This is a genomic window from Ectopseudomonas chengduensis (assembly GCF_900102635.1).
Lineage (GTDB): Bacteria > Pseudomonadota > Gammaproteobacteria > Pseudomonadales > Pseudomonadaceae > Aquipseudomonas > Aquipseudomonas chengduensis.
Window position 1 is genome coordinate 1 of record NZ_FMZQ01000016.1, and the last position, 16885, is coordinate 16885.

Annotated in this window: 18 protein-coding genes and 1 pseudogene; 8 read left to right on the plus strand and 11 right to left on the minus strand. The window is 63.6% G+C overall.

Annotation, left to right across the window (positions count from 1 at the left end; all coding sequences use genetic code 11):
* Nucleotides 1-223: pseudogene (locus BLS08_RS21480) on the minus strand (IS21 family transposase); the annotation flags it as partial.
* 381 nt (nt 224-604) lie between these two features.
* On the opposite strand from BLS08_RS21480, the gene BLS08_RS21485 reads away from it, so the two are divergent.
* The 3 genes from BLS08_RS21485 (at nt 605) to efp (ending at nt 2669) form a co-directional block, all read left to right on the plus strand.
* A complete protein-coding gene (locus BLS08_RS21485) occupies nt 605-811 on the plus strand; it encodes a hypothetical protein (RefSeq protein ID WP_017676961.1) in 207 nt (68 codons plus the stop codon).
* Between the two features lie 108 nt (nt 812-919).
* Nucleotides 920-2062: an elongation factor P maturation arginine rhamnosyltransferase EarP gene (gene earP / locus BLS08_RS21490; RefSeq protein ID WP_017676960.1), complete on the plus strand. Its 1143-nt coding sequence runs from the start codon at nt 920-922 to the stop codon at nt 2060-2062.
* A 34-nt stretch (nt 2063-2096) separates the two neighbouring features.
* Nucleotides 2097-2669 (plus strand): elongation factor P, encoded by a 573-nt coding sequence (gene efp / locus BLS08_RS21495; RefSeq protein ID WP_003460252.1) that lies wholly within the window; start codon nt 2097-2099, stop codon nt 2667-2669.
* Between the two features lie 99 nt (nt 2670-2768).
* On the opposite strand, the gene BLS08_RS21500 is transcribed toward efp, so the two are convergent.
* Nucleotides 2769-3731 (minus strand): LysR family transcriptional regulator, encoded by a 963-nt coding sequence (locus tag BLS08_RS21500; RefSeq protein WP_017676958.1) that lies wholly within the window; start codon nt 3729-3731, stop codon nt 2769-2771.
* A 100-nt stretch (nt 3732-3831) separates the two neighbouring features.
* Here BLS08_RS21500 and BLS08_RS21505 point away from each other — a divergent pair, with 100 nt between their 5' ends.
* Nucleotides 3832-4599 carry a sulfite exporter TauE/SafE family protein gene (locus tag BLS08_RS21505; protein ID WP_017676957.1) on the plus strand — a complete coding sequence of 256 codons (768 nt, stop codon included), beginning with the start codon at nt 3832-3834 and terminating at the stop codon, nt 4597-4599.
* Here BLS08_RS21505 and BLS08_RS21510 read toward each other — a convergent pair.
* On the minus strand, nt 4594-5448 hold the full coding sequence (locus BLS08_RS21510) for a LysR family transcriptional regulator (RefSeq protein WP_017676956.1): 855 nt from the start codon (nt 5446-5448) through the stop codon (nt 4594-4596). The genes BLS08_RS21505 and BLS08_RS21510 overlap by 6 nt on opposite strands.
* Before the next feature lie 97 nt (nt 5449-5545).
* Here BLS08_RS21510 and BLS08_RS21515 point away from each other — a divergent pair, with 97 nt between their 5' ends.
* Genes BLS08_RS21515 through BLS08_RS21530 form a run of 4 tightly spaced genes read left to right on the plus strand, consistent with a single transcriptional unit; the run spans nt 5546 to nt 8444 of the window.
* Entirely contained in the window at nt 5546-5770 is a 225-nt protein-coding gene (locus tag BLS08_RS21515) for a DUF1127 domain-containing protein (RefSeq protein WP_017676955.1), read from the plus strand.
* A 24-nt stretch (nt 5771-5794) separates the two neighbouring features.
* A complete protein-coding gene (locus tag BLS08_RS21520) occupies nt 5795-6739 on the plus strand; it encodes a DMT family transporter (RefSeq protein WP_017676954.1) in 945 nt (314 codons plus the stop codon).
* 26 nt (nt 6740-6765) lie between these two features.
* A complete protein-coding gene (locus BLS08_RS21525; RefSeq protein ID WP_017676953.1) occupies nt 6766-7212 on the plus strand; it encodes a DUF3291 domain-containing protein in 447 nt (148 codons plus the stop codon).
* Nucleotides 7213-7250: 38 nt separating this feature from the next.
* Nucleotides 7251-8444, plus strand: coding sequence for a winged helix-turn-helix domain-containing protein (locus tag BLS08_RS21530; protein ID WP_017676952.1), 1194 nt, complete (start codon nt 7251-7253; stop codon nt 8442-8444).
* Here the strand turns inward: BLS08_RS21530 and BLS08_RS21535 are convergent.
* The 8 genes from BLS08_RS21535 to BLS08_RS21570 all read right to left on the minus strand — a co-directional run bounded on the left by BLS08_RS21535 (nt 8441) and on the right by BLS08_RS21570 (nt 16795).
* Nucleotides 8441-8830 (minus strand): lysozyme inhibitor LprI family protein, encoded by a 390-nt coding sequence (locus tag BLS08_RS21535; RefSeq protein ID WP_017676951.1) that lies wholly within the window; start codon nt 8828-8830, stop codon nt 8441-8443. The genes BLS08_RS21530 and BLS08_RS21535 overlap by 4 nt on opposite strands.
* Nucleotides 8831-8881: 51 nt before the next feature.
* Nucleotides 8882-9637: a metalloprotease LoiP gene (gene loiP / locus BLS08_RS21540; protein WP_017676950.1), complete on the minus strand. Its 756-nt coding sequence runs from the start codon at nt 9635-9637 to the stop codon at nt 8882-8884.
* A gap of 161 nt (nt 9638-9798) precedes the next feature.
* A complete protein-coding gene (locus tag BLS08_RS21545) occupies nt 9799-11145 on the minus strand; it encodes a class II 3-deoxy-7-phosphoheptulonate synthase (RefSeq protein ID WP_017676949.1) in 1347 nt (448 codons plus the stop codon).
* A gap of 74 nt (nt 11146-11219) precedes the next feature.
* Entirely contained in the window at nt 11220-13013 is a 1794-nt protein-coding gene (locus tag BLS08_RS21550; RefSeq protein ID WP_055985620.1) for an N-acyl-D-amino-acid deacylase family protein, read from the minus strand.
* A complete protein-coding gene (locus tag BLS08_RS21555; protein ID WP_017676947.1) occupies nt 13010-13750 on the minus strand; it encodes a sulfite exporter TauE/SafE family protein in 741 nt (246 codons plus the stop codon). Before BLS08_RS21555 ends, BLS08_RS21550 begins: the two co-directional genes overlap by 4 nt.
* Nucleotides 13750-14532 carry an SDR family NAD(P)-dependent oxidoreductase gene (locus BLS08_RS21560; RefSeq protein WP_017676946.1) on the minus strand — a complete coding sequence of 261 codons (783 nt, stop codon included), beginning with the start codon at nt 14530-14532 and terminating at the stop codon, nt 13750-13752. Before BLS08_RS21560 ends, BLS08_RS21555 begins: the two co-directional genes overlap by 1 nt.
* Nucleotides 14532-15470 carry a bile acid:sodium symporter family protein gene (locus tag BLS08_RS21565; RefSeq protein WP_017676945.1) on the minus strand — a complete coding sequence of 313 codons (939 nt, stop codon included), beginning with the start codon at nt 15468-15470 and terminating at the stop codon, nt 14532-14534. The genes BLS08_RS21560 and BLS08_RS21565 overlap by 1 nt, the downstream gene beginning before the upstream one ends.
* A complete protein-coding gene (locus BLS08_RS21570; protein ID WP_090337518.1) occupies nt 15467-16795 on the minus strand; it encodes a flavin-containing monooxygenase in 1329 nt (442 codons plus the stop codon). The genes BLS08_RS21565 and BLS08_RS21570 overlap by 4 nt, the downstream gene beginning before the upstream one ends.
* Between the last annotated feature and the right edge of the window lie 90 nt (nt 16796-16885).

Consider the following 16885-nt stretch of genomic DNA (forward strand, 5'->3'; position numbering starts at 1 on the left):
GCCGCTGTTGCTTGGGCCGCAGCGAATCGGCTTTTAGCGCCTGCTCCAGCGTGGCGTGAAAAGGGCTGAGTTTGTTGAAGATCGCGCGGCGTTGGTAGACCGGCGGCTTGGCCTCAGGTGCTCTGACCCACTTGCGAATCGTGTTGCGCGCCAACCCGGTGCGCTTGGCTATCTCATGCAGCGACAGCTTGTCGCGGAAATACATCCGGCGAATTTTGCCCATCATTTCCATACTGATCACCCTGTGTTCTCCTGCTCAAAAATTGAGCAGAAGCAGTTGAACACCTGGGTCAGTTTTCAGTCGGCAGAACAGCCTCTACTGGGTCAGTTTTCGGTCAGCGGCAACATGCATATCGACTCCGGCACTTTAATGCCGTTTAGACTAGTAGCCTTTGCAAATAAAGGCAATAAAATGCCTTAAATTGCTCTGAGGCTGGGTATTAAAGGCACTTTAATGCCCATACCGCGCATGGCGCAGTTTGTGCCGCCTGTGCTTCCGCCATTGGCAATATCCATGGTCACTATCGAGAGCACTGATTTCTGTCTGGCGAGGCATCGGCCTAATGTTGAGCCCAACAGAGATTGAATTGGCTTGGAGGTCATGATGTCCCGTATCGATGTGGTTTCCCTGGTTGGCAGCGCCGTCCCGGCTGAGCTCAGGTCCGATGGTCATATGGCGTGCTGGCTGGTGATGGTGGATGGCCAGCCCAAAGCCGGCCCTTTCGCTTCCCGTGAGGCCGCGCTGGCTTGCCAGGCGGTCTGGCTGCTCAGCAGCGCTATTCGTCGTGAGGGCGATTCGCTGCTGGCCTGATTCACTGTTTTACCCCGCGCTCGCTCCAGCGCTCCCCTTAGCCCGCCTCTGGCGGGCTTTTTCTTGCTCGCCGGTTAGAATGGCGATCATCTTCTGAAGGGGCGCAGCGTGGCCAGGTGGGACATCTTCTGCAGCGTGGTGGATAACTACGGTGATATCGGCGTGACCTGGCGGTTGGCCCGACAGTTGGCGGCTGAGCAGGGACATGCTGTGCGCCTATGGGTCGACGAGTTGGGGGCCTTCGTACGCTTGTGCCCCGAGGCCAGTGTCGATGCTGAATGCCAGCACTGGGGCGGTGTCGAGGTGCGCCAGTGGCGTGAGCCGTTCCCTGCGGTTGAACCTGCGCAGGTGGTGATCGAGGCCTTCGCCTGTCAGTTGCCGTCTGCCTATATCGAGGCAATGGCGGCCAGCGGCACGCGTCGCTTGTGGCTGAATCTGGAATATCTCAGTGCCGAAGACTGGGTGGCAGGCTGCCATGGCCTGCCATCACCGCAACCAAGCGGTTTGCAGAAGTTCTTCTTCTTTCCCGGATTCGTGGAGGGCACGGGCGGTTTGCTGCGCGAGGCCAATCTGCTGGCGCAGCGGCGCGCCTTTCAGGCAGACGCGCACGCGCAGCAGGCGTTCCTGCAGTCGCTTGGCGTGATAAGGGAACCCGGGGCGCGACTGATTTCGTTGTTCGCTTATGAAAATGCGGGGCTGGCGGGATGGTTAGATGCACTGGCAGCCGATTCGCAGTCGACTCAATTGCTGGTGCCGCAAGGCAAGGTTTTGGCGAATCTGCAGGCCTGGCTGGGCGAGGTGCAGTTGGTGCCTGGTGATCAGCGGCAGCGCAGCAATCTGCTGATCCATGTGCTGCCTTTCGTGGCGCAGGATGACTACGACCGCCTGTTGTGGTGCTGCGACCTCAACGCGGTGCGTGGCGAAGACTCCTTCGTGCGAGCGCAATGGGCGGGGCGGCCATTGCTCTGGCACATCTACCCGCAGGAGGAAGGGGCGCACTGGGACAAACTTGAGGCATTTCTGGCGATTTATAACGCCGATTTGATGCCCGAAGCCGCTGCCGTTCAGGCTGAATTCTGGCGAGCCTGGAATGCGGGGGAAGGGATGGGAACGGTCTGGCCTGCGCTTCTCGAAGTATGGCCGGTACTGCAGCGACACGCCGAGCAATGGTGTGACGAACAGGCCGTTCGGTCGGATCTTGCCACGATGCTGGAACAGTTTTACCTAAATTGGCTATCATACGCGGCCTAGATTTCTGTACCTCCCGCATATTTCGGATATTCGCATGAAAACTGCACAAGAAATGAGAGTCAACAGCGTGGCCCTGATCGATGGCCAGCCGTGGCTGATCCAGAAGGCCGAGTTCACCAAGTCCGGTCGTAACAGCGCCATCGTCAAGATGAAGCTGAAGAACCTGCTCAACGGTTCCAAGACCGAGACCGTCTACAAAGCCGACGACAAGATGGAGCCGGTGATTCTCGAGCGCAAGGAAGTGAACCTGTCCTACATCAGCGGTGAGGACTACGTGTTCATGGATCCGGAATACAACTCCTACGAGCTGCGTTCCGAAGATCTGGAAAGCGTTCTGCCGTTCATCGAAGAAGGCATGAGCGACGTCTGCGAAGCCGTGTTCTTCGAAGGCAAAGTGATCTCCGTCGACCTGCCGACCACCATCGTCCGTCAGGTTGTCTACACCGAGAACGCTGCTCGTGGCGACACTTCCGGCAAGGTCATGAAGCCTGCCAAGCTGCGCAACGGTACCGAGATCAAGGTTGCTGAGTTCGTCGACATCGACGACTGGATCGAGATCGATACCCGTGACGGTTCCTACAAGGGCCGCACCCAGGCTCCGGCCTGAGCTTAAGCTGCACGAGAAACCCGGCCTAGGTGCCGGGTTTTTTGTGGCCGTCACGCGGCGGTTTCCGTGGGGCGCGCGGTGCACCCTAGGGTCATGATCTTACTGCTGCGCGATGGCCAGGCTGGTTTGCAGCGCCTGGTCCCATGGTGGCGGAAAGCCGAAGCGCTGCTTCAGGAAACTCAGCAGCAGGCGTGTCCGCGGGCTGGCTTCGCGTTCCAGGCGCAGGGCGTAGATGCTCACCGGCTCGACGGGCGGTAGGCCCTGTTCGCAGAACAGCGGGATCAGCTCGCCACGTTGCAGATGCTCGCTGCTCATCCAGGTGGGCAGGTGGGCCACGCCAATGCCGGCGAGGGCGCTGAATAGCAGGGTTTCTGCGTTGTTGCTGGTCTGGCGCAGGCGCTTGGGCTTGCACAGCTGCAGCTTGCCGTCGACTTCGAAACGCCAGGCGTAAGGTGGCGCCAGGCTGTCCCAGTCCAGGCCGTCGTGTTGTTCCAGCTCTAGCGGGCTGCGTGGAATGCCGCGTCGACGCAGATACTCCGGGCTGGCGCAGACGATGCGCGTCATCGACGCCAGCGGCGTGGCCACCAGGCGGCTGTCGGGCAGGGGGCCAATACGCACGACGATATCCACCTCGCCCAGGTGTTCGCCCTGTAGGTCGATGAAGCTGTCGATCAGGCGCAGTTGCACGTCCAGGCCGGGATTGGCGCGCAGGAACTCGGCAATCGCCGGAGCCAGGTGGCGGCGCCCAAAGGGGGAGGGGGCGTCGATGCGAATCAGGCCTTCCGGTGCACTGCTCAACGACACCGCTTCGGCGCGGGCCAGGTGCAGCTCGGCGAGGATGCGCCGGGCGCGCTCGGCGAAGGCCAGGCCCGCCGGGGTGACGCGTACCGCATGAGTCGTGCGACTGAACAGACTGCTGCCCATGGCGCGCTCTAGGGCGTCGATGCGCCGTGCCACTGCCGAAGGCGTGAGCGGATGGCGCCTTGCCGCTGCGGAGAAGCTGCCGGTCTCCAGCACGTCGAGAAAGAGTTCCAGTTGGTCGGTCAGTGCATCGGGGTTCATGGCAGCCTTCTTATGCGAGATAAGCAAAGCCATTGTGCGTTGCTATGCGTTTCCGCGCTAGCCGCGGCTGATTAACATGCGCCCACTGTCTGGAGGTGTCATGAATCTGTTCGACCTGTTGCTGAATCTGTTGCTGGGGCTGGGCCTGGGGACGCTGGGTGGTTTGTTCGGCATCGGCGGCGGCCTGATCGCCATTCCGGTGCTGGGCATCGTTTTCGGCCTGGATCAGCAGCTTGCTCAGGGGACTGCGCTGGTGATGGTGGTGCCGAACGTGATGCTGGCGATCTGGCGTTACCATCAACGCAATCGTATCGACCTGCGACATGCCCTGCTGCTCGGTGTCACCAGCTTCTTCTGCGCCTGGTTGGCCTCGCTGTATGCGGTGGAGGTGGATTCGCGCACCATGCGTTGGGCCTTCGTCGGTTTTCTGCTGGCCCTGGCGGCCTACAACCTGCTGCGCATGCTGATGGCTCAGGCGCCGGCCAGTGGCGAGTTGCGTCATCACTGGGGCTGGTTCGGCGTGCTGGGCGGGGTGTCTGGTGCGATGGGCGGGCTGTTTGGTGTGGGTGGCGCGGTGGTGGCTACGCCAGTGCTGACCAGTGTGTTCGGCACCACGCAGGTGGTGGCGCAGGGGCTCTCGCTGTCGCTGGCGTTGCCCAGCACCGGGGTTACGCTGTTTACCTACGCGTTGCACGATCACGTCAACTGGTGGATGGGTGTGCCGCTGGCCATCGGTGGCCTGCTCAGCATCAGTTGGGGTGTACGCCTGGCGCACTCGTTGCCGGAGCGTCTGCTACGCAGCCTGTTCTGTGGCTTCCTGCTGCTCTGTGCGCTGCTGCTCGCGCTGGAGTCGGGTGGCCGCCTATAGGCGAAAACCTTCGACGATATGCTCGGCCAGGCATTCGGTGACGGGTGACTGGCTGCTCTCGTTGCGCAGCAGCACGATGCTGGTCAGCGGCAGCAGCGGCAGGCCTTCGGCTTCGCCGAGCATGCGCAGATCCGGGGTGATCAGGCTTTGCAGCTGCGCAGTGACCGCGAGGCCCGCGCGCACCACGGCGAAGATCGCCGACAGGCTGGGGCTGGTGTAGGCGATGCGGTAGGGACGGCTCATCGCATCGAGCGCGTTGCAGGCCCATTCGCGGCAGAAACAGTCGGCGTTGAACATGGCCAATGGCATGGGGTTCTGTTCATGTGGGCAGAAGCTCTGGGCCACGGCCCAGGCGAAGCGCTCCTGGCGCAGCAGCTGGCCGATCTCCTTGCCGGGCTGGCGGGTGACGATGGTCAGGTCGAGATCCTGGCGCAGCAACAGCTGGCCGGAGGGTTCGCAATGCACCTCCACCTGCACCAGTGGATAGGCCTGGGCGAAGCGCGAGAGAATCTCCGGCAGAAAACGCATCACGTAGTCGTCCGGCGTACCGATACGCACGGCACCGACCATATGCGGCTCGCGCAGGGTGTTGAGTACCTCGCCATGCAGCTTGAGAATGCGCCGCGCATAACCCAGCAGTACCTGACCCTCGGGTGTCAGCCGCACCTGGCGGCCGTCGCGCTCGAACAACGGGCGCTGCACCACGTCTTCCTCCAGCCGCTTCATCTGCATGCTCACGGCTGACTGGGTGCGATTGACCGTTTCTGCGGCGCGGGTGAAACCGCCGGTGTCGGCGATGGCAACGAAGCTGCGCAGCAATTCGGTATCAATACTGGGGTGGAAGGCCATTCATCAATCCTCGAGATGGATCCCATAAGAAACATTCGTTGGATTGATCTTAAGCCTGACCCGACACTGACGCCAACCCCACAGGGAGGGCGAAAAGATGAAAGGTCAGAAAGGTTATGCGTTGGCTCAGGCCATCCACTTCGAACGGCTGCCGTCACTGGTCGGCGTATGGCGTATGCTGCGGCGCTGGCGTCAACTGGCTCGCGAGCGGGCGCAGCTGGCGCAACTGAATGATGCTGCATTGAAGGACCTGGGACTGTCCCGAGCCGATGTGTTGCAGGAGGCCGAACGGCCGTTCTGGGATGACCCGCTGAGAAAATGAGTGGCACATGACGGGAGTTGCTGAATGACCGCGGTACGCAAGGGCGCCGATTTTTTTCTGTTCCAACTGATGCTGTTGTTATGCGCCATCTGGGGTAGCCAGCAGGTGGCAATCAAACTGGCGGCGGACGATATCGCGCCCATGCTCCAGGTAGCGTTGCGCTCGGGTGTTGCCGCGGTGCTGGTCGGCCTGCTGTTGCTGTGGCAGCGCGGCTGGCGCGAGTGGCTCAGTACGACCTGGCTGGCCGGGATCCTGGCCGGTGTCTTGTTCGCGCTGGAGTTCTTCTTTATCGCGCTGGGCCTGCGCTACACCACGGCCTCGCATATGGCGGTGTTTCTGTACACGGCGCCGATCTTCTCGGCGCTGGGTCTGCACCTGCTACTGCCCAGCGAGCGTCTGCGTCGCCTGCAGTGGCTGGGCATCGCGCTGTGTTTCGGCGGCGTGGTGATGGCTTTCGGTGTGGGCGGTAACTGGGCCGAGATCGATCACGACATGCTGCTCGGCGATGCGCTGGGGCTGTGCGCAGGCATGGCCTGGGGCGCGACCACGGTCGTGGTGCGGGGCTCGCGCCTGTCCGAGGCGCCGGCCGGGCTGACCCTGTTCTATCAGTTGGCAGTGGCCTTCGTGCTGCTGCTGGCCTATGCGCTGGTGGTGGTGGACCTTTCCCAGCTGCGTTGGACGCCTGTGGCCATTGCCAGCATCCTGCTGCAGGGCGTGGTGGTGTCGTTCTTCACCTACCTGGCCTGGTTCTGGTTGCTGCGCCGCTACCTGGCTTCGAACATGGCGGTGTTCTCATTCATGACACCTCTGTTTGGCGTCACCTTCGGCGTGCTGGTGCTGGACGAGCCACTGACCCTGAACTTCATCATCGGCGCGGCGCTGGTGCTGTCGGGTATCACTCTGGTCAGCAGCGAGGCTTGGTTGCGTCGACGTCTGTCCGGCTGGCGTGGCCTGCCTCAGCAACCCTGATCATTCGTTTGCATGGAGGCTGGAAATTGTCCGCTTATCACTTGGCCCAACTGAACATTGCCTGGATGAAGACGCCGCTGGAGTCACCGGAGATGGCTGACTTCGTCGCCAATCTGGAGCGTATCAATGCACTGGCTGAAGGCTCGCCCGGCTATGTCTGGCGTTTGCAGGACGAGGCGGGCGATGCCACGGCAATCCGTCCGTTTGGTGACGAGGTGTTGGTGAACATGTCGGTCTGGCACGACGTACAGTCGCTCAGCGATTACGTCTACAAATCGGCGCATACCGAGATGCTCAAGCGCCGTCGTGAATGGTTCGAGCGTGTCGAGCAGGCGCACCAGGTGCTGTGGTGGGTGCCAGCCGGGCATCGGCCGAGCGTGGTCGAGGCCTCCGAGCGCCTGGCGCATCTGCGCGAGTATGGCGCGACGGCGCAGGCCTTCACCTTTCGCCACGCGTTCGCCGCGCCGGCCTGAACTCGTCGGCAGCCAAACTGCCTGATAGGCTGGTCGCCATGACGCTCTCACTTTCTCTCGCCGAAGCCCGCCGCCTGGCCCTGGCCGCTCAGGGGTTCGGCCGTACTCCACGCGGCGCCATCGCCCACAAGCAGCTGCAGGCGCAGATCGAGCGCCTTGGTGTGTTGCAGATCGACTCGGTCAATGCCCTGGTGCGCTCGCACTACCTGCCGGCTTTTTCCCGTCTTGGTCATTACCAGGCCGAGCACCTCGATGAACTGGCTTGGGGCCGGGTGCGGCGCAGGCGGCTGTTCGAATACTGGGGGCACGAAGCCTCGCTGTTGCCGCTCGAGCTTTATCCGCTGCTGCGCTGGCGAATGCGCCGAGCCGCGGATGGGCAGGGCATCTACAGCCAGCTGGCGAAGTTCGGCGTGGAGCGGCGTGACGCCATAGACAGCGTGCTGCAGGCCGTGCGCGAGCGCGGTGCGCTGGGCGCCGGCAGCCTTTCCTCGCGTACCGAGAAGGCCGGCCCCTGGTGGGACTGGAGCGCGGAAAAGATGGCTCTGGAATGGCTGTTCGCTGCAGGTCTGGTCACTGTGGCCGGGCGCCGCGGCTTCGAAAGGCTGTACGACCTGCCGGAGCGGGTCATTCCCGCGGATATGCTGAATCACCCGGATCTCGATGAGGACGAGGCGCAGCGCCGCCTGTTGCTGCGTTCTGCCGATGCCCTTGGCGTCGCGACCGAGCGCGATTTACGCGACTACTACCGGCTGGACGTCAGTGACAGCAAGCGCCGTATCGCCGAATTGGTGGAGGCGGGCGAGTTGTTGCCCGTCGCGGTGCAAGGCTGGCGGCAGGTGGCCTATTGCCGTGGTGAGCCGCGCATTCCCCGGCGTGTTCGCCATAGCGCCTTGCTGTCGCCGTTCGATTCACTGATCTGGGAACGCGAGCGCACCGAGCGGCTGTTTGGTTTTCGCTATCGCCTGGAGATCTACACCCCGCAGGCCAAGCGCGTGTATGGCTACTACGTGCTGCCGTTCCTGCACCACGAACGCCTGCTGGCGCGGGTGGATCTGCGCAGCGAGCGCGCTACCGGACGCCTGGCGGTGCATGCCGTGCATCTGGAGGACGCGGTGTTGAGCGAGGAGGCGCGCCTGGCGCTGAGCGATTCACTGCGAGCGCTGGCGCATTGGTTGGGCCTGGATGAGGTGTGGCTGGCGCCGAGCGTCAGTCTGCGCGGACTGCTCGGTTAGCCGCCGTTTTCCAGCAGGAACCTCAGTTCCTCAACGCGCTGGATATTCAGCTCCATCGGGCAGGTGTAGTACATCGGCGAGCCGACGTGCTTGCCCTGCAGGTCGCACTGGCCGTTGCGGTAGATCAACCAGGCCTTCTGCGCCGTTTCCAGCTGTTCGGCGTCCTCTGGCGCGTCGTCCTGCAGCTTGAGGAACAGCTGCTGGTAGATGCGGTTCATCTCCTTCTTCACCGTTTCCGATACGCCTTCGGCGCAGCCGGCGACGCTGGCGTTGTCGATCACTCCACTGGCGTCCAGGCAGGCCTGGTAATGCTTGTCGTAATCACCCCAGGCGCCGAGCGGCAGCAGCAGAGTGAACGGTAGCAAGCCGTTACGCAGTATCGACATGGCAATCTCCCAATGAAACAGGGGCTGCAATGCAGCCCCTGAACATTACCTTTACTTGGCAGCCAGACGGGTGCGCATGTTGGCGGCGCGGTCGCTGGAACCCGGGTGCGAGGAGAACATGCTGCCTTCGCCGCCGCCCAGTTTGGCCAGCTTCTCGAACGCGGTGACCAGGCCTTCACGGGGGATGTTGCGTTGGGTCAGCAGGTCGAAGGAGAAGTTATCGGCGGCGTTTTCCTGGCTTTGCGAGAACTGCGCATTGACCAGTTGCTCACCCAGGGCGCCGAGCTGCGATGCGGACAATGCGGCAATGGTGCCGTTGCCCGACGCGGCTGCAGCATTGCGCGCGGCGGTGGTGGCGTAGGCGGTCTGCATGGCCTTCTTGCTGTGACCGAGGGCGACGTGGCCGATCTCATGGCCGAGCACGCCTTCCACTTCGTTGTCGGTCATCAGGTCCATCAGGCCGCTGTATACGCGCACGCAGCCGTTGGCCATGGCCCAGGCGTTGACCTCATCGGCCTGATACACCTTATAGGTGATCGGCGTGCCGTTGATCTGATGGCCGAGGTTGTTGGCGATCTTGTCCAGGCGCTTGCTGTACGGGCTGTTCGGGCCGGCGATATTGGCTTCGGCATCCATTTCAGCGCAGGCCTGGTCGGACATGCTGCGTACTTCGGCGTCGCTGAGGGTCGCGGCCTGCACGGCCATCAGGCCGGATTGCAGCATGGCGTCGGGGGACATGTTCTGGCAGCCAGTCAGCAAGACAGCACTGGACAGGGCGAAAGCGGAGAGGGTGGTGCGCAGTTGCATGGTTCATCGTCCTTGTTGGGGGTGTTGGCCGCGAGTCCTTTCCGGCTGGGTGTAACTGGGGCACCTGTCCGGTGCTCGCGATGGGGCAGCATTATGCCGGATACCGCACAGAAGATGTGCGAGCCGGTTCGCGCCCTGGCCACTGGCCAGGGCGCGGCTCGTCAGCGGCGTACCTGCTTCAGCGTTTCGGCGATCATGAACGCCAGTTCCAGGGACTGGTCGGCATTCATGCGCGGGTCGCAGTGGGTGTGGTAACGGTCTGACAGGCCGTCCTCGGTGATCGGGCGCGAACCTCCAATGCACTCGGTGACGTTCTGCCCGGTCATCTCGATATGGATGCCACCGGCGTAGGTGCCTTCGGCCTGGTGCACGGCGAAGAACTGCCGGACTTCGCTGAGGATCTGCGCGAAATCGCGGGTCTTGTAGCCGCTGCTGGCCTTGATGGTGTTGCCGTGCATGGGGTCGGAACTCCACAGCACCTGGCGGCCTTCCTCCTTGACCTTGCGCAGCAGACGCGGGAAGTGCGCTTCGACCTTATCGGCGCCCATGCGCACGATCAGGTTAAGGCGACCGGGATCGTTGTCCGGGTTGAGGGTGTCGATCAGGCGGATCAGCTCGTCCGGGTCCATGCTCGGACCGACCTTGACGCCGATGGGGTTCTCGATGCCGCGCATGAATTCGACGTGCGCACCGTCCAGTTGGCGGGTGCGGTCGCCGATCCACAGCATGTGCGCGGAGCAGTCATACCAGCGGCCGGTGAGGCTGTCGCGACGGACGAAGGCCTCTTCGTAGTTGAGCAGCAGCGCTTCGTGGGCGGTGAAGAAGCTGACTTCGCGCAGCTGCGGCGCGCTGTCCATGCCGACGGCGCGCATGAACGCCAGGGTTTCGTCGATGCGATTGGCCAACTGGTGGTACTTCTCGGATAGCGCCGAGTTGGCGATGAAGTCGAGGTTCCACTGATGCACCTGATGCACGTCGGCAAAACCGCCCTGAGCGAAGGCGCGCAGCAGGTTGAGGCTGGCGGTGGCCTGGTGGTAGGCCTGCAGCAGGCGCTCCGGGTCCGGTACGCGACTGGCGACGTCGAAACCGATGCCGTTGACGATGTCGCCGCGGTAAGCGGGCAGGGTAACGCCATCGATGGTTTCGCTGCCGGACGAACGTGGCTTGGCGAACTGGCCGGCCATGCGTCCGACCTTGACCACCGGGCAGCCGGCGGCGAAGGTCATGACGATGGCCATCTGCAGCAACACCTTGAAGGTGTCGCGGATCTTCGCGGCGGAAAACTCGGCGAAACTCTCGGCGCAATCGCCGCCCTGCAGCAGGAAGGCGCGGCCCTGGGTGACCTCGGCGAACTGGCGACGCAGCTCGCGCGCCTCGCCGGCGAATACCAGCGGCGGGTAGCCGGCCAGGGTTTGCTCGACGCGATTCAGGTGCGCGGCATCAGGGTATTCAGGCTGCTGCTGGATGGGCTTGGCCCTCCAGCTTTCGGGGCTCCAGGCATTCGACATGCTGCGTCTCTAGCAATTGATCAGGCGGAGACGCATGGTAACCGATAAGCCCCGCAGCTCGTACGTGTATTGGCTCATGACGCCGGGGCGGGCTCGAATGCGCGCGCAGGCCGCATGCGCGGCGATACATCGCGCGCCGGCAGGAAGCGCCCGTAGCGCTGTGCCTTGCCCAGATCATCCGGGTATTCCAGGCCGCGCCGATAGGCGATGCGACCGTTGATCATCGTCAGCGCGACCGCTGCATCGTTGCGTTTGACCACCCGCATCAGGCCCAGCACCTCCATCGGCGCTTCGTGCAGTTCGTCCAGGGTGTCATCGAGGCCGGCGGGGTCGATCAACACCAGGCCGGCACGGTCACCGACGCGCAGGTAGCCGGCATCGATGCCGATGAAGTCGGCCAGCTCGCCGCTGCAGCGGCGCACGGCCTTGCCCAGCTCCATGAACGGCTCGCCGGCCAATTCGGCATCGCGCACGTACTTGAGAAAACGCAGCGGGAAGTTGTACTGGGCGATGGAGCGCAGGTGCGCGCCGGAGTCGGCGAAGCCAGGGTGCGTCCAGGGGCTGGCCAGCAGCTTGCGCATGATCGCCTCGCGCTGGTTGCCGTAGCAGGTCGTCCACTTCAGCGCCTCGCGGTACTGGCAGGCCAGTTCGAAGTAGGCGTCTACCGCATCCAGGCCGCGCGCCTGGCCCAGTTGCTTGAAGTTCCTGCCGACCAGGCTGGGGGCCGGGCATTCGGTCACCCAGCAGTCGGAGAAGTCGCGGTGCCACAGGCCCTTGGTCAGCACGGCCTTTACCTGCTTCTTGAACAGGGCGCGGAACGCTGGCTCCTTGACCTTGGCGTAGAGCTCATCCGGGTCCTTGATGTTGCGCAGGATCTCGCCGGCACCGAATTCCTCGAAGGCATTCACGTTGAGTCCTTCCAGGCGCAGGGTGAAGGGCGCTGGCAAGGTCTGCCAGCGGAAGTGGCCGCGCAGCACCCTGTTCGCCAGCCAGCCGGAAAGGCGGGTGAAGCGATGCAGCAGTGGCTGCGACTTGAGATCCAGCGCCGTCAGCATGGTGCATTTCAGCGGCTTCCTGAACCAGCCGTGGGCCTGCCAGAGGAAGGCGAACACGTTGACCTTGGTCACCGCGTTCGGCGCGCCCTGCAGCACGGCGCCGCGCCGCCGCAGTACGGCGAACAGGCGGGAGAACTCCTTCCAACTGGCGAAGGTCGACGGCAACGGGCTGGACCAGGCGCGGTCGCCGTCCATCTTGTCCAGTCGGGTGGTCATCACCGACAGGCCAATACACCCGGCGTCCAGCGCCTCTTCGAGCAACTGTTCCATGCGCGCCAGTTCGGCTTCGCTGGGCTTCACCCGACTGGTGGCGCGCTCCAGGCCCATCACCGCCACGCGCAGCTCCGAATGGCCGAGGAAGGAATTGACGTTCGGGCCCAGCGGCAACTGGTCGTAGAAGGCGCGATAGCCGGCGGCGTCGCGCCAGGTTTTCTTTTCCTTGAGGATCGGCAGCACGTACTCGCGCGGCACCGCTTCGACGCGGGTGAACAGGTCGGAGCAGTCTTCGGCGTCGGCCAGCACCATGCTGATGGAACAGGAGCCGATGGTTACGCTGGTGACACCATGGCGTACCGACTCCTTCAGTGCTGGTGCGGCGATCACCTCGGCATCGTAGTGCGAGTGGATCTCGAGGAAGCCGGGGGTGAGCCACTGGCCTTTGGCGTCGATCACCTCGGGGCAACCGGCCCCCTCCAGTGGGCTGAGGCTGAGCACCTCGACCTTGCCGTCACGGATGCCGATATGGCGGATTGCCCCCGGCGCGCCGGAGCCGTCGAAGTACAGGCCGTTGTTGATGATGATGTCGTAGCTCATGGCAGTCTCCAGGGCGCCAGCAGCAGGATGCCGGTGACCAACAGCAGGACGTAGATGGCGAGGCGGAAATGACGCTCGTCGAAGCGTCGATGCAGGCGTTCGCCCAGCCACACACCGAGCAGCAGGAGCGGGGCGTAGGTGAGCACCTGGGGCAGCGCTGGCAGCAGGCGGCCGTCGAGCAGAAAGGCGAGGGTGAGCAGGCTGTTGAGGGTGAACCAGACAGTAACTAGGGTGGCGCGCAGTCGCGCCTTGTCCAGTTGGGTGCCAGCCAGGCCGTAGACCAGCAGCGGGCCGCCCGAGGCGAACAGGCCGTGGCTAAGGCCTGCGGCCAGGGTAATGACGCGAGTCAGCCAGGCCGGGCGTTGCGGCAGTGCGCTCGCCCGGCGCAGGCGCCACAGTTCGCGGCCGGCGAACCAGACGATCAGCGCACCGAAGCCGAGCTTCAGCGCCTGGGTGTCCAAATAAGGCAGCAGCCAATAGCCGAGCAGCGTGCCGATAAGCATGCCGGGCAGCAGGGTACCAAGCAGCAGGCGGCGGTCGATCTGCTGCCAGTGGCGATGCACCAGATAGCCGGTCATGCAGATGTTCAGCGGCACCAGAATCGGCAACAGCTGATCGATGGGCAGCAGCAATGCGCCGAGCGACAGCGCGATGACCACGCTGCCAAAGCCAGTAACGGCTTCCAGGGTGTAGGCCAGCAGAATGAAGCCGCCGAGGGCGTAGGGCGCCAGGGCCATCAGCTCATTTCCCCGGCGAAACGCTGGCTCATCTTGCGGTGGTACAGCGCCGGTGCCAGGCGCCAGAGCAGGCTCGCCAGCCAGCTGCCACGATCCGGGAACAGGCGTTCGCGGCGCTGTTGCAGTGCATCGAGAATCAGGCTTGCCATCCAGTCGGCGCTGCGAATCCTGCCGATGGTCGAGCGGGCATGGCCGGCCGGTTTGCCATCGCCACCCAGGGCATTGCGATCGATGGGCGTATCGAGAAAGCTCGGATAGACCATGAGCAGGCCGATGCCGTCACGGGCGATCTCGGCGCGTAGCACCTCGAAGGCCTGGCCCAAGGCGCTTTTCGCGGCGCAGTAACCGGCACGGCCGAGCACCGGCATCCAGCCGGCCATGGAGCCGATGGCGATCACCTGGCCGCGGCTTTCACGCAGCAGCGGCAGGGCGGTCAGGGTCAGCTCCAGCGGCGCGTGATAGTCCACCGCCATGACCTTGCGAAACACCGCTGGATCGGTGCGCAGCGTGGGCGAGCGGTGGGTGATGCCGGCGTTGTTGATCAGCACGTCCAGCCGGCCGAAGCGCTGCCGGCAGTCATCGAGCAGACGTTCATGCAGCTCGGGTTCGGTGATGTCGCCAGCAAGGGCCATTACGCGCTCGCTGCCCAATTCATCGGCGCGAGCCGAGAGGCCGCTGGCGTCTATATCGGTGAGCAGCAGGGCATCGCCACGTGCGTGACAAGCGCGCGCCAGTTGCCAGCCGAGGCCGCTGGCGGCGCCGGTAATCAGGACCACGCGCATCACCGCTCTCCTGCGCTGGGCAAGGGCGTCAGCAACGCGTCGGCTGCAGGCGGCCTGCGTGACCACAGCCAGGCCAGGCTGAGGCCGGATACCAGATGCCAGCAGCCCCAGAAGGCCGCGATCAGCAACATGCCGCTGGCCTGCGGGAAGAAGGTGAAGATGATCACCAGGCCCAGCGCTGAATTCTGGATGCCCACTTCCAGCGTCAGGGCGCGGCGGTCGGCCACCGGCAGCCCGCTCAGGCGTGCGCTGAGGTAGCCAATGCTCAGTGCCAGAGCGTTGTGAGCCACCACCAGCCAGAAGAACAGATGGAAATGTCGGGTGAACTGCTCGAGGTTGCGGCTGAACGCCAGCGCCACGAAACCGAGCATTACCAGCAAGGCGAACAGACGCAGGGGCTTTTCCACTTTCAGTGTCAGTTGCGGGAAGCGCCGGCCGATCCACATGCCAGCCAGCAGAGGCAGGCCGAGCACCAGCAGCACGAGCAGCAGCAAACTCAGCGGGTCCAGTTCGATCTGCGTCAGCAAGGGTCGCGTATGTGGATTGAGCCAGGCGTACAGGGCGAAGTTGAGCGGTGTCAGCACGCTGGCGACGACGCTGGAAACGGCGGTCATGCTCACCGACAGCGCGACGTTGCCGCGAGCCATCCAGGTCATGATGTTGGAGAAGCTGCCGCCTGGGCAGGCAGCGATCAGGGTCATGCCCAGCGCCAGTTGCGGCTCGATGGCCAGGGCCCAGCAAGCCAGGCAGGTCAGCGCCGGCAGCAACACGAATTGCGCCAGCATACCGATCACCGGGGCCTTGGGCGCGCGGGCGATGCGGCGGAAGTCTTCGGCGCGTAGGTCCAGGGAGACGCCGAACATCATCAACGCAACGATCAGGTTGATCAGCACCAGGCTGCTGGGGTCAAAGGCGATATTCACCTGTTCCATGCTCATGCCCCCTGCGCAGCGAGTGCGCCATCGTTGGCCAGCTCACGGCGCAGCGCGGCGCTGTGTTCGGCTATGCGTCTACGATAGCTGTCCTTGTGCACGTAATAGGCCATGCGCTCCAGTTGCAGGTAGCGATAGCCGCCATCCAGGCGCTGGCTGGCTTGAGCACGAATAGTCTGGCGCAGGGCCTGAGCAGCGGGGCTGCCAGCCCGCGACTGGCGGATATACAGCGCGACCAGCTCCGCCTGCTCGTCACGACCCTGCCAGCCCAGGCCGGAGGCCTCGACCATACCGAGCATGAACAGGTCGTCGTGCTCGGGGTGGAATACGTTGAGATACAGCTGCGGTGCACCGGCACCTTGCGGCCAGTTCAACTCGTCGCGAGCGATGAAGGGGTAGTCGATCTTGTAGCCGGTGGCCATGAGGATCAGGTCGTACTCGGCCTGTTCGCCATTGGCAAAGGTCACGCTTTGCCCCCTCACTGCCGTGATATCGCCGCGAGGGTGGATGTCGCCGTGGCCGATATGGTGCAGCACCAGCGAGTTCATCACCGGATGCGACTCGTACAGGTGGTAGTCCGGGTCGGGCAGACCGTACTGCGAGGGTTTGCCGACCAGGGCGCGCACCAGCAGACCGTCGACCAGCTGTTTGAGACGGCGCGGTAGCTTGATCGCGCCGCCGAAGGTATCGGTGGGTTTGCCGAGGATGAACTTGGGCAGGAAGTGATAGCCACGGCGTACCGAGAGGTCGACCGAGGCGGCGCGATGCACGGCATCGACGGCGATATCGCAGGCCGAGTTGCCGCAGCCGACCACCAGCACCCGTTTGCCGGCAAAGATATCCGCGCTCTTGTAGGCATTCGAATGCAACAACTCGCCGGAAAAGTCACCAGGCAGGCGCGGCAGGTTGGGCGTATGCAGGGTGCCGTTGGCGATCAGCACACCGTCGAAACGCCATTCGCGTTGCTCGCCGTTGCGCTCGCTGATCAGTTTCCAGCCATCTTGCTCGCGTTGCACCTGTAGCACGCGGGTGTCGAACTGATAATGCTCGTAGAGACGAAACTGCCTGGCGTAGTCGCGAAAGTAGCGGCGCATCTCGCTGTGGTGCGGGTAGGGCGCCACCTCGGCACGCATGGGGAACTCGCGGAACTCGGTGGTGCCCTTGGCGGAAATCAGATGCGCCGAGTGATACATGCTGCTGTGCGGGTTATCGATATCCCACAGGCCGCCAACGTCGCTGTGCAGCTCGAAACCGATGAAATCGATACCGTGCTTCTTCAATTGCCGAGCCGTGCACAGGCCCATGGGGCCGGCACCTATGATGGCGTACATGGCGAACCTCGTTATTGTTATGAGTAGCAGCGCAAGTGTTGGAATTATTGCGTGACCGGGGGCGGCTGCTTCAATGACAATCGGCGCCTT

Bases quoted from the DNA above. Each gene is read 5' to 3' on its own strand.
- BLS08_RS21485 (WP_017676961.1), top strand. From the start codon at position 605: ATGTCCCGTATCGATGTGGTTTCCCTGGTTGGCAGCGCCGTCCCGGCT.
- efp (WP_003460252.1), top strand. From the start codon at position 2,097: ATGAAAACTGCACAAGAAATGAGAGTCAACAGCGTGGCCCTGATCGAT.
- BLS08_RS21500 (WP_017676958.1), bottom strand. From the start codon at position 3,731: ATGAACCCCGATGCACTGACCGACCAACTGGAACTCTTTCTCGACGTG.
- BLS08_RS21505 (WP_017676957.1), top strand. From the start codon at position 3,832: ATGAATCTGTTCGACCTGTTGCTGAATCTGTTGCTGGGGCTGGGCCTG.
- BLS08_RS21510 (WP_017676956.1), bottom strand. From the start codon at position 5,448: ATGGCCTTCCACCCCAGTATTGATACCGAATTGCTGCGCAGCTTCGTT.
- BLS08_RS21515 (WP_017676955.1), top strand. From the start codon at position 5,546: ATGAAAGGTCAGAAAGGTTATGCGTTGGCTCAGGCCATCCACTTCGAA.
- BLS08_RS21520 (WP_017676954.1), top strand. From the start codon at position 5,795: ATGACCGCGGTACGCAAGGGCGCCGATTTTTTTCTGTTCCAACTGATG.
- BLS08_RS21530 (WP_017676952.1), top strand. From the start codon at position 7,251: ATGACGCTCTCACTTTCTCTCGCCGAAGCCCGCCGCCTGGCCCTGGCC.
- BLS08_RS21535 (WP_017676951.1), bottom strand. From the start codon at position 8,830: ATGTCGATACTGCGTAACGGCTTGCTACCGTTCACTCTGCTGCTGCCG.
- loiP (WP_017676950.1), bottom strand. From the start codon at position 9,637: ATGCAACTGCGCACCACCCTCTCCGCTTTCGCCCTGTCCAGTGCTGTC.
- BLS08_RS21545 (WP_017676949.1), bottom strand. From the start codon at position 11,145: ATGTCGAATGCCTGGAGCCCCGAAAGCTGGAGGGCCAAGCCCATCCAG.
- BLS08_RS21550 (WP_055985620.1), bottom strand. From the start codon at position 13,013: ATGAGCTACGACATCATCATCAACAACGGCCTGTACTTCGACGGCTCC.
- BLS08_RS21555 (WP_017676947.1), bottom strand. From the start codon at position 13,750: ATGGCCCTGGCGCCCTACGCCCTCGGCGGCTTCATTCTGCTGGCCTAC.
- BLS08_RS21560 (WP_017676946.1), bottom strand. From the start codon at position 14,532: ATGCGCGTGGTCCTGATTACCGGCGCCGCCAGCGGCCTCGGCTGGCAA.
- BLS08_RS21565 (WP_017676945.1), bottom strand. From the start codon at position 15,470: ATGAGCATGGAACAGGTGAATATCGCCTTTGACCCCAGCAGCCTGGTG.
- BLS08_RS21570 (WP_090337518.1), bottom strand. From the start codon at position 16,795: ATGTACGCCATCATAGGTGCCGGCCCCATGGGCCTGTGCACGGCTCGG.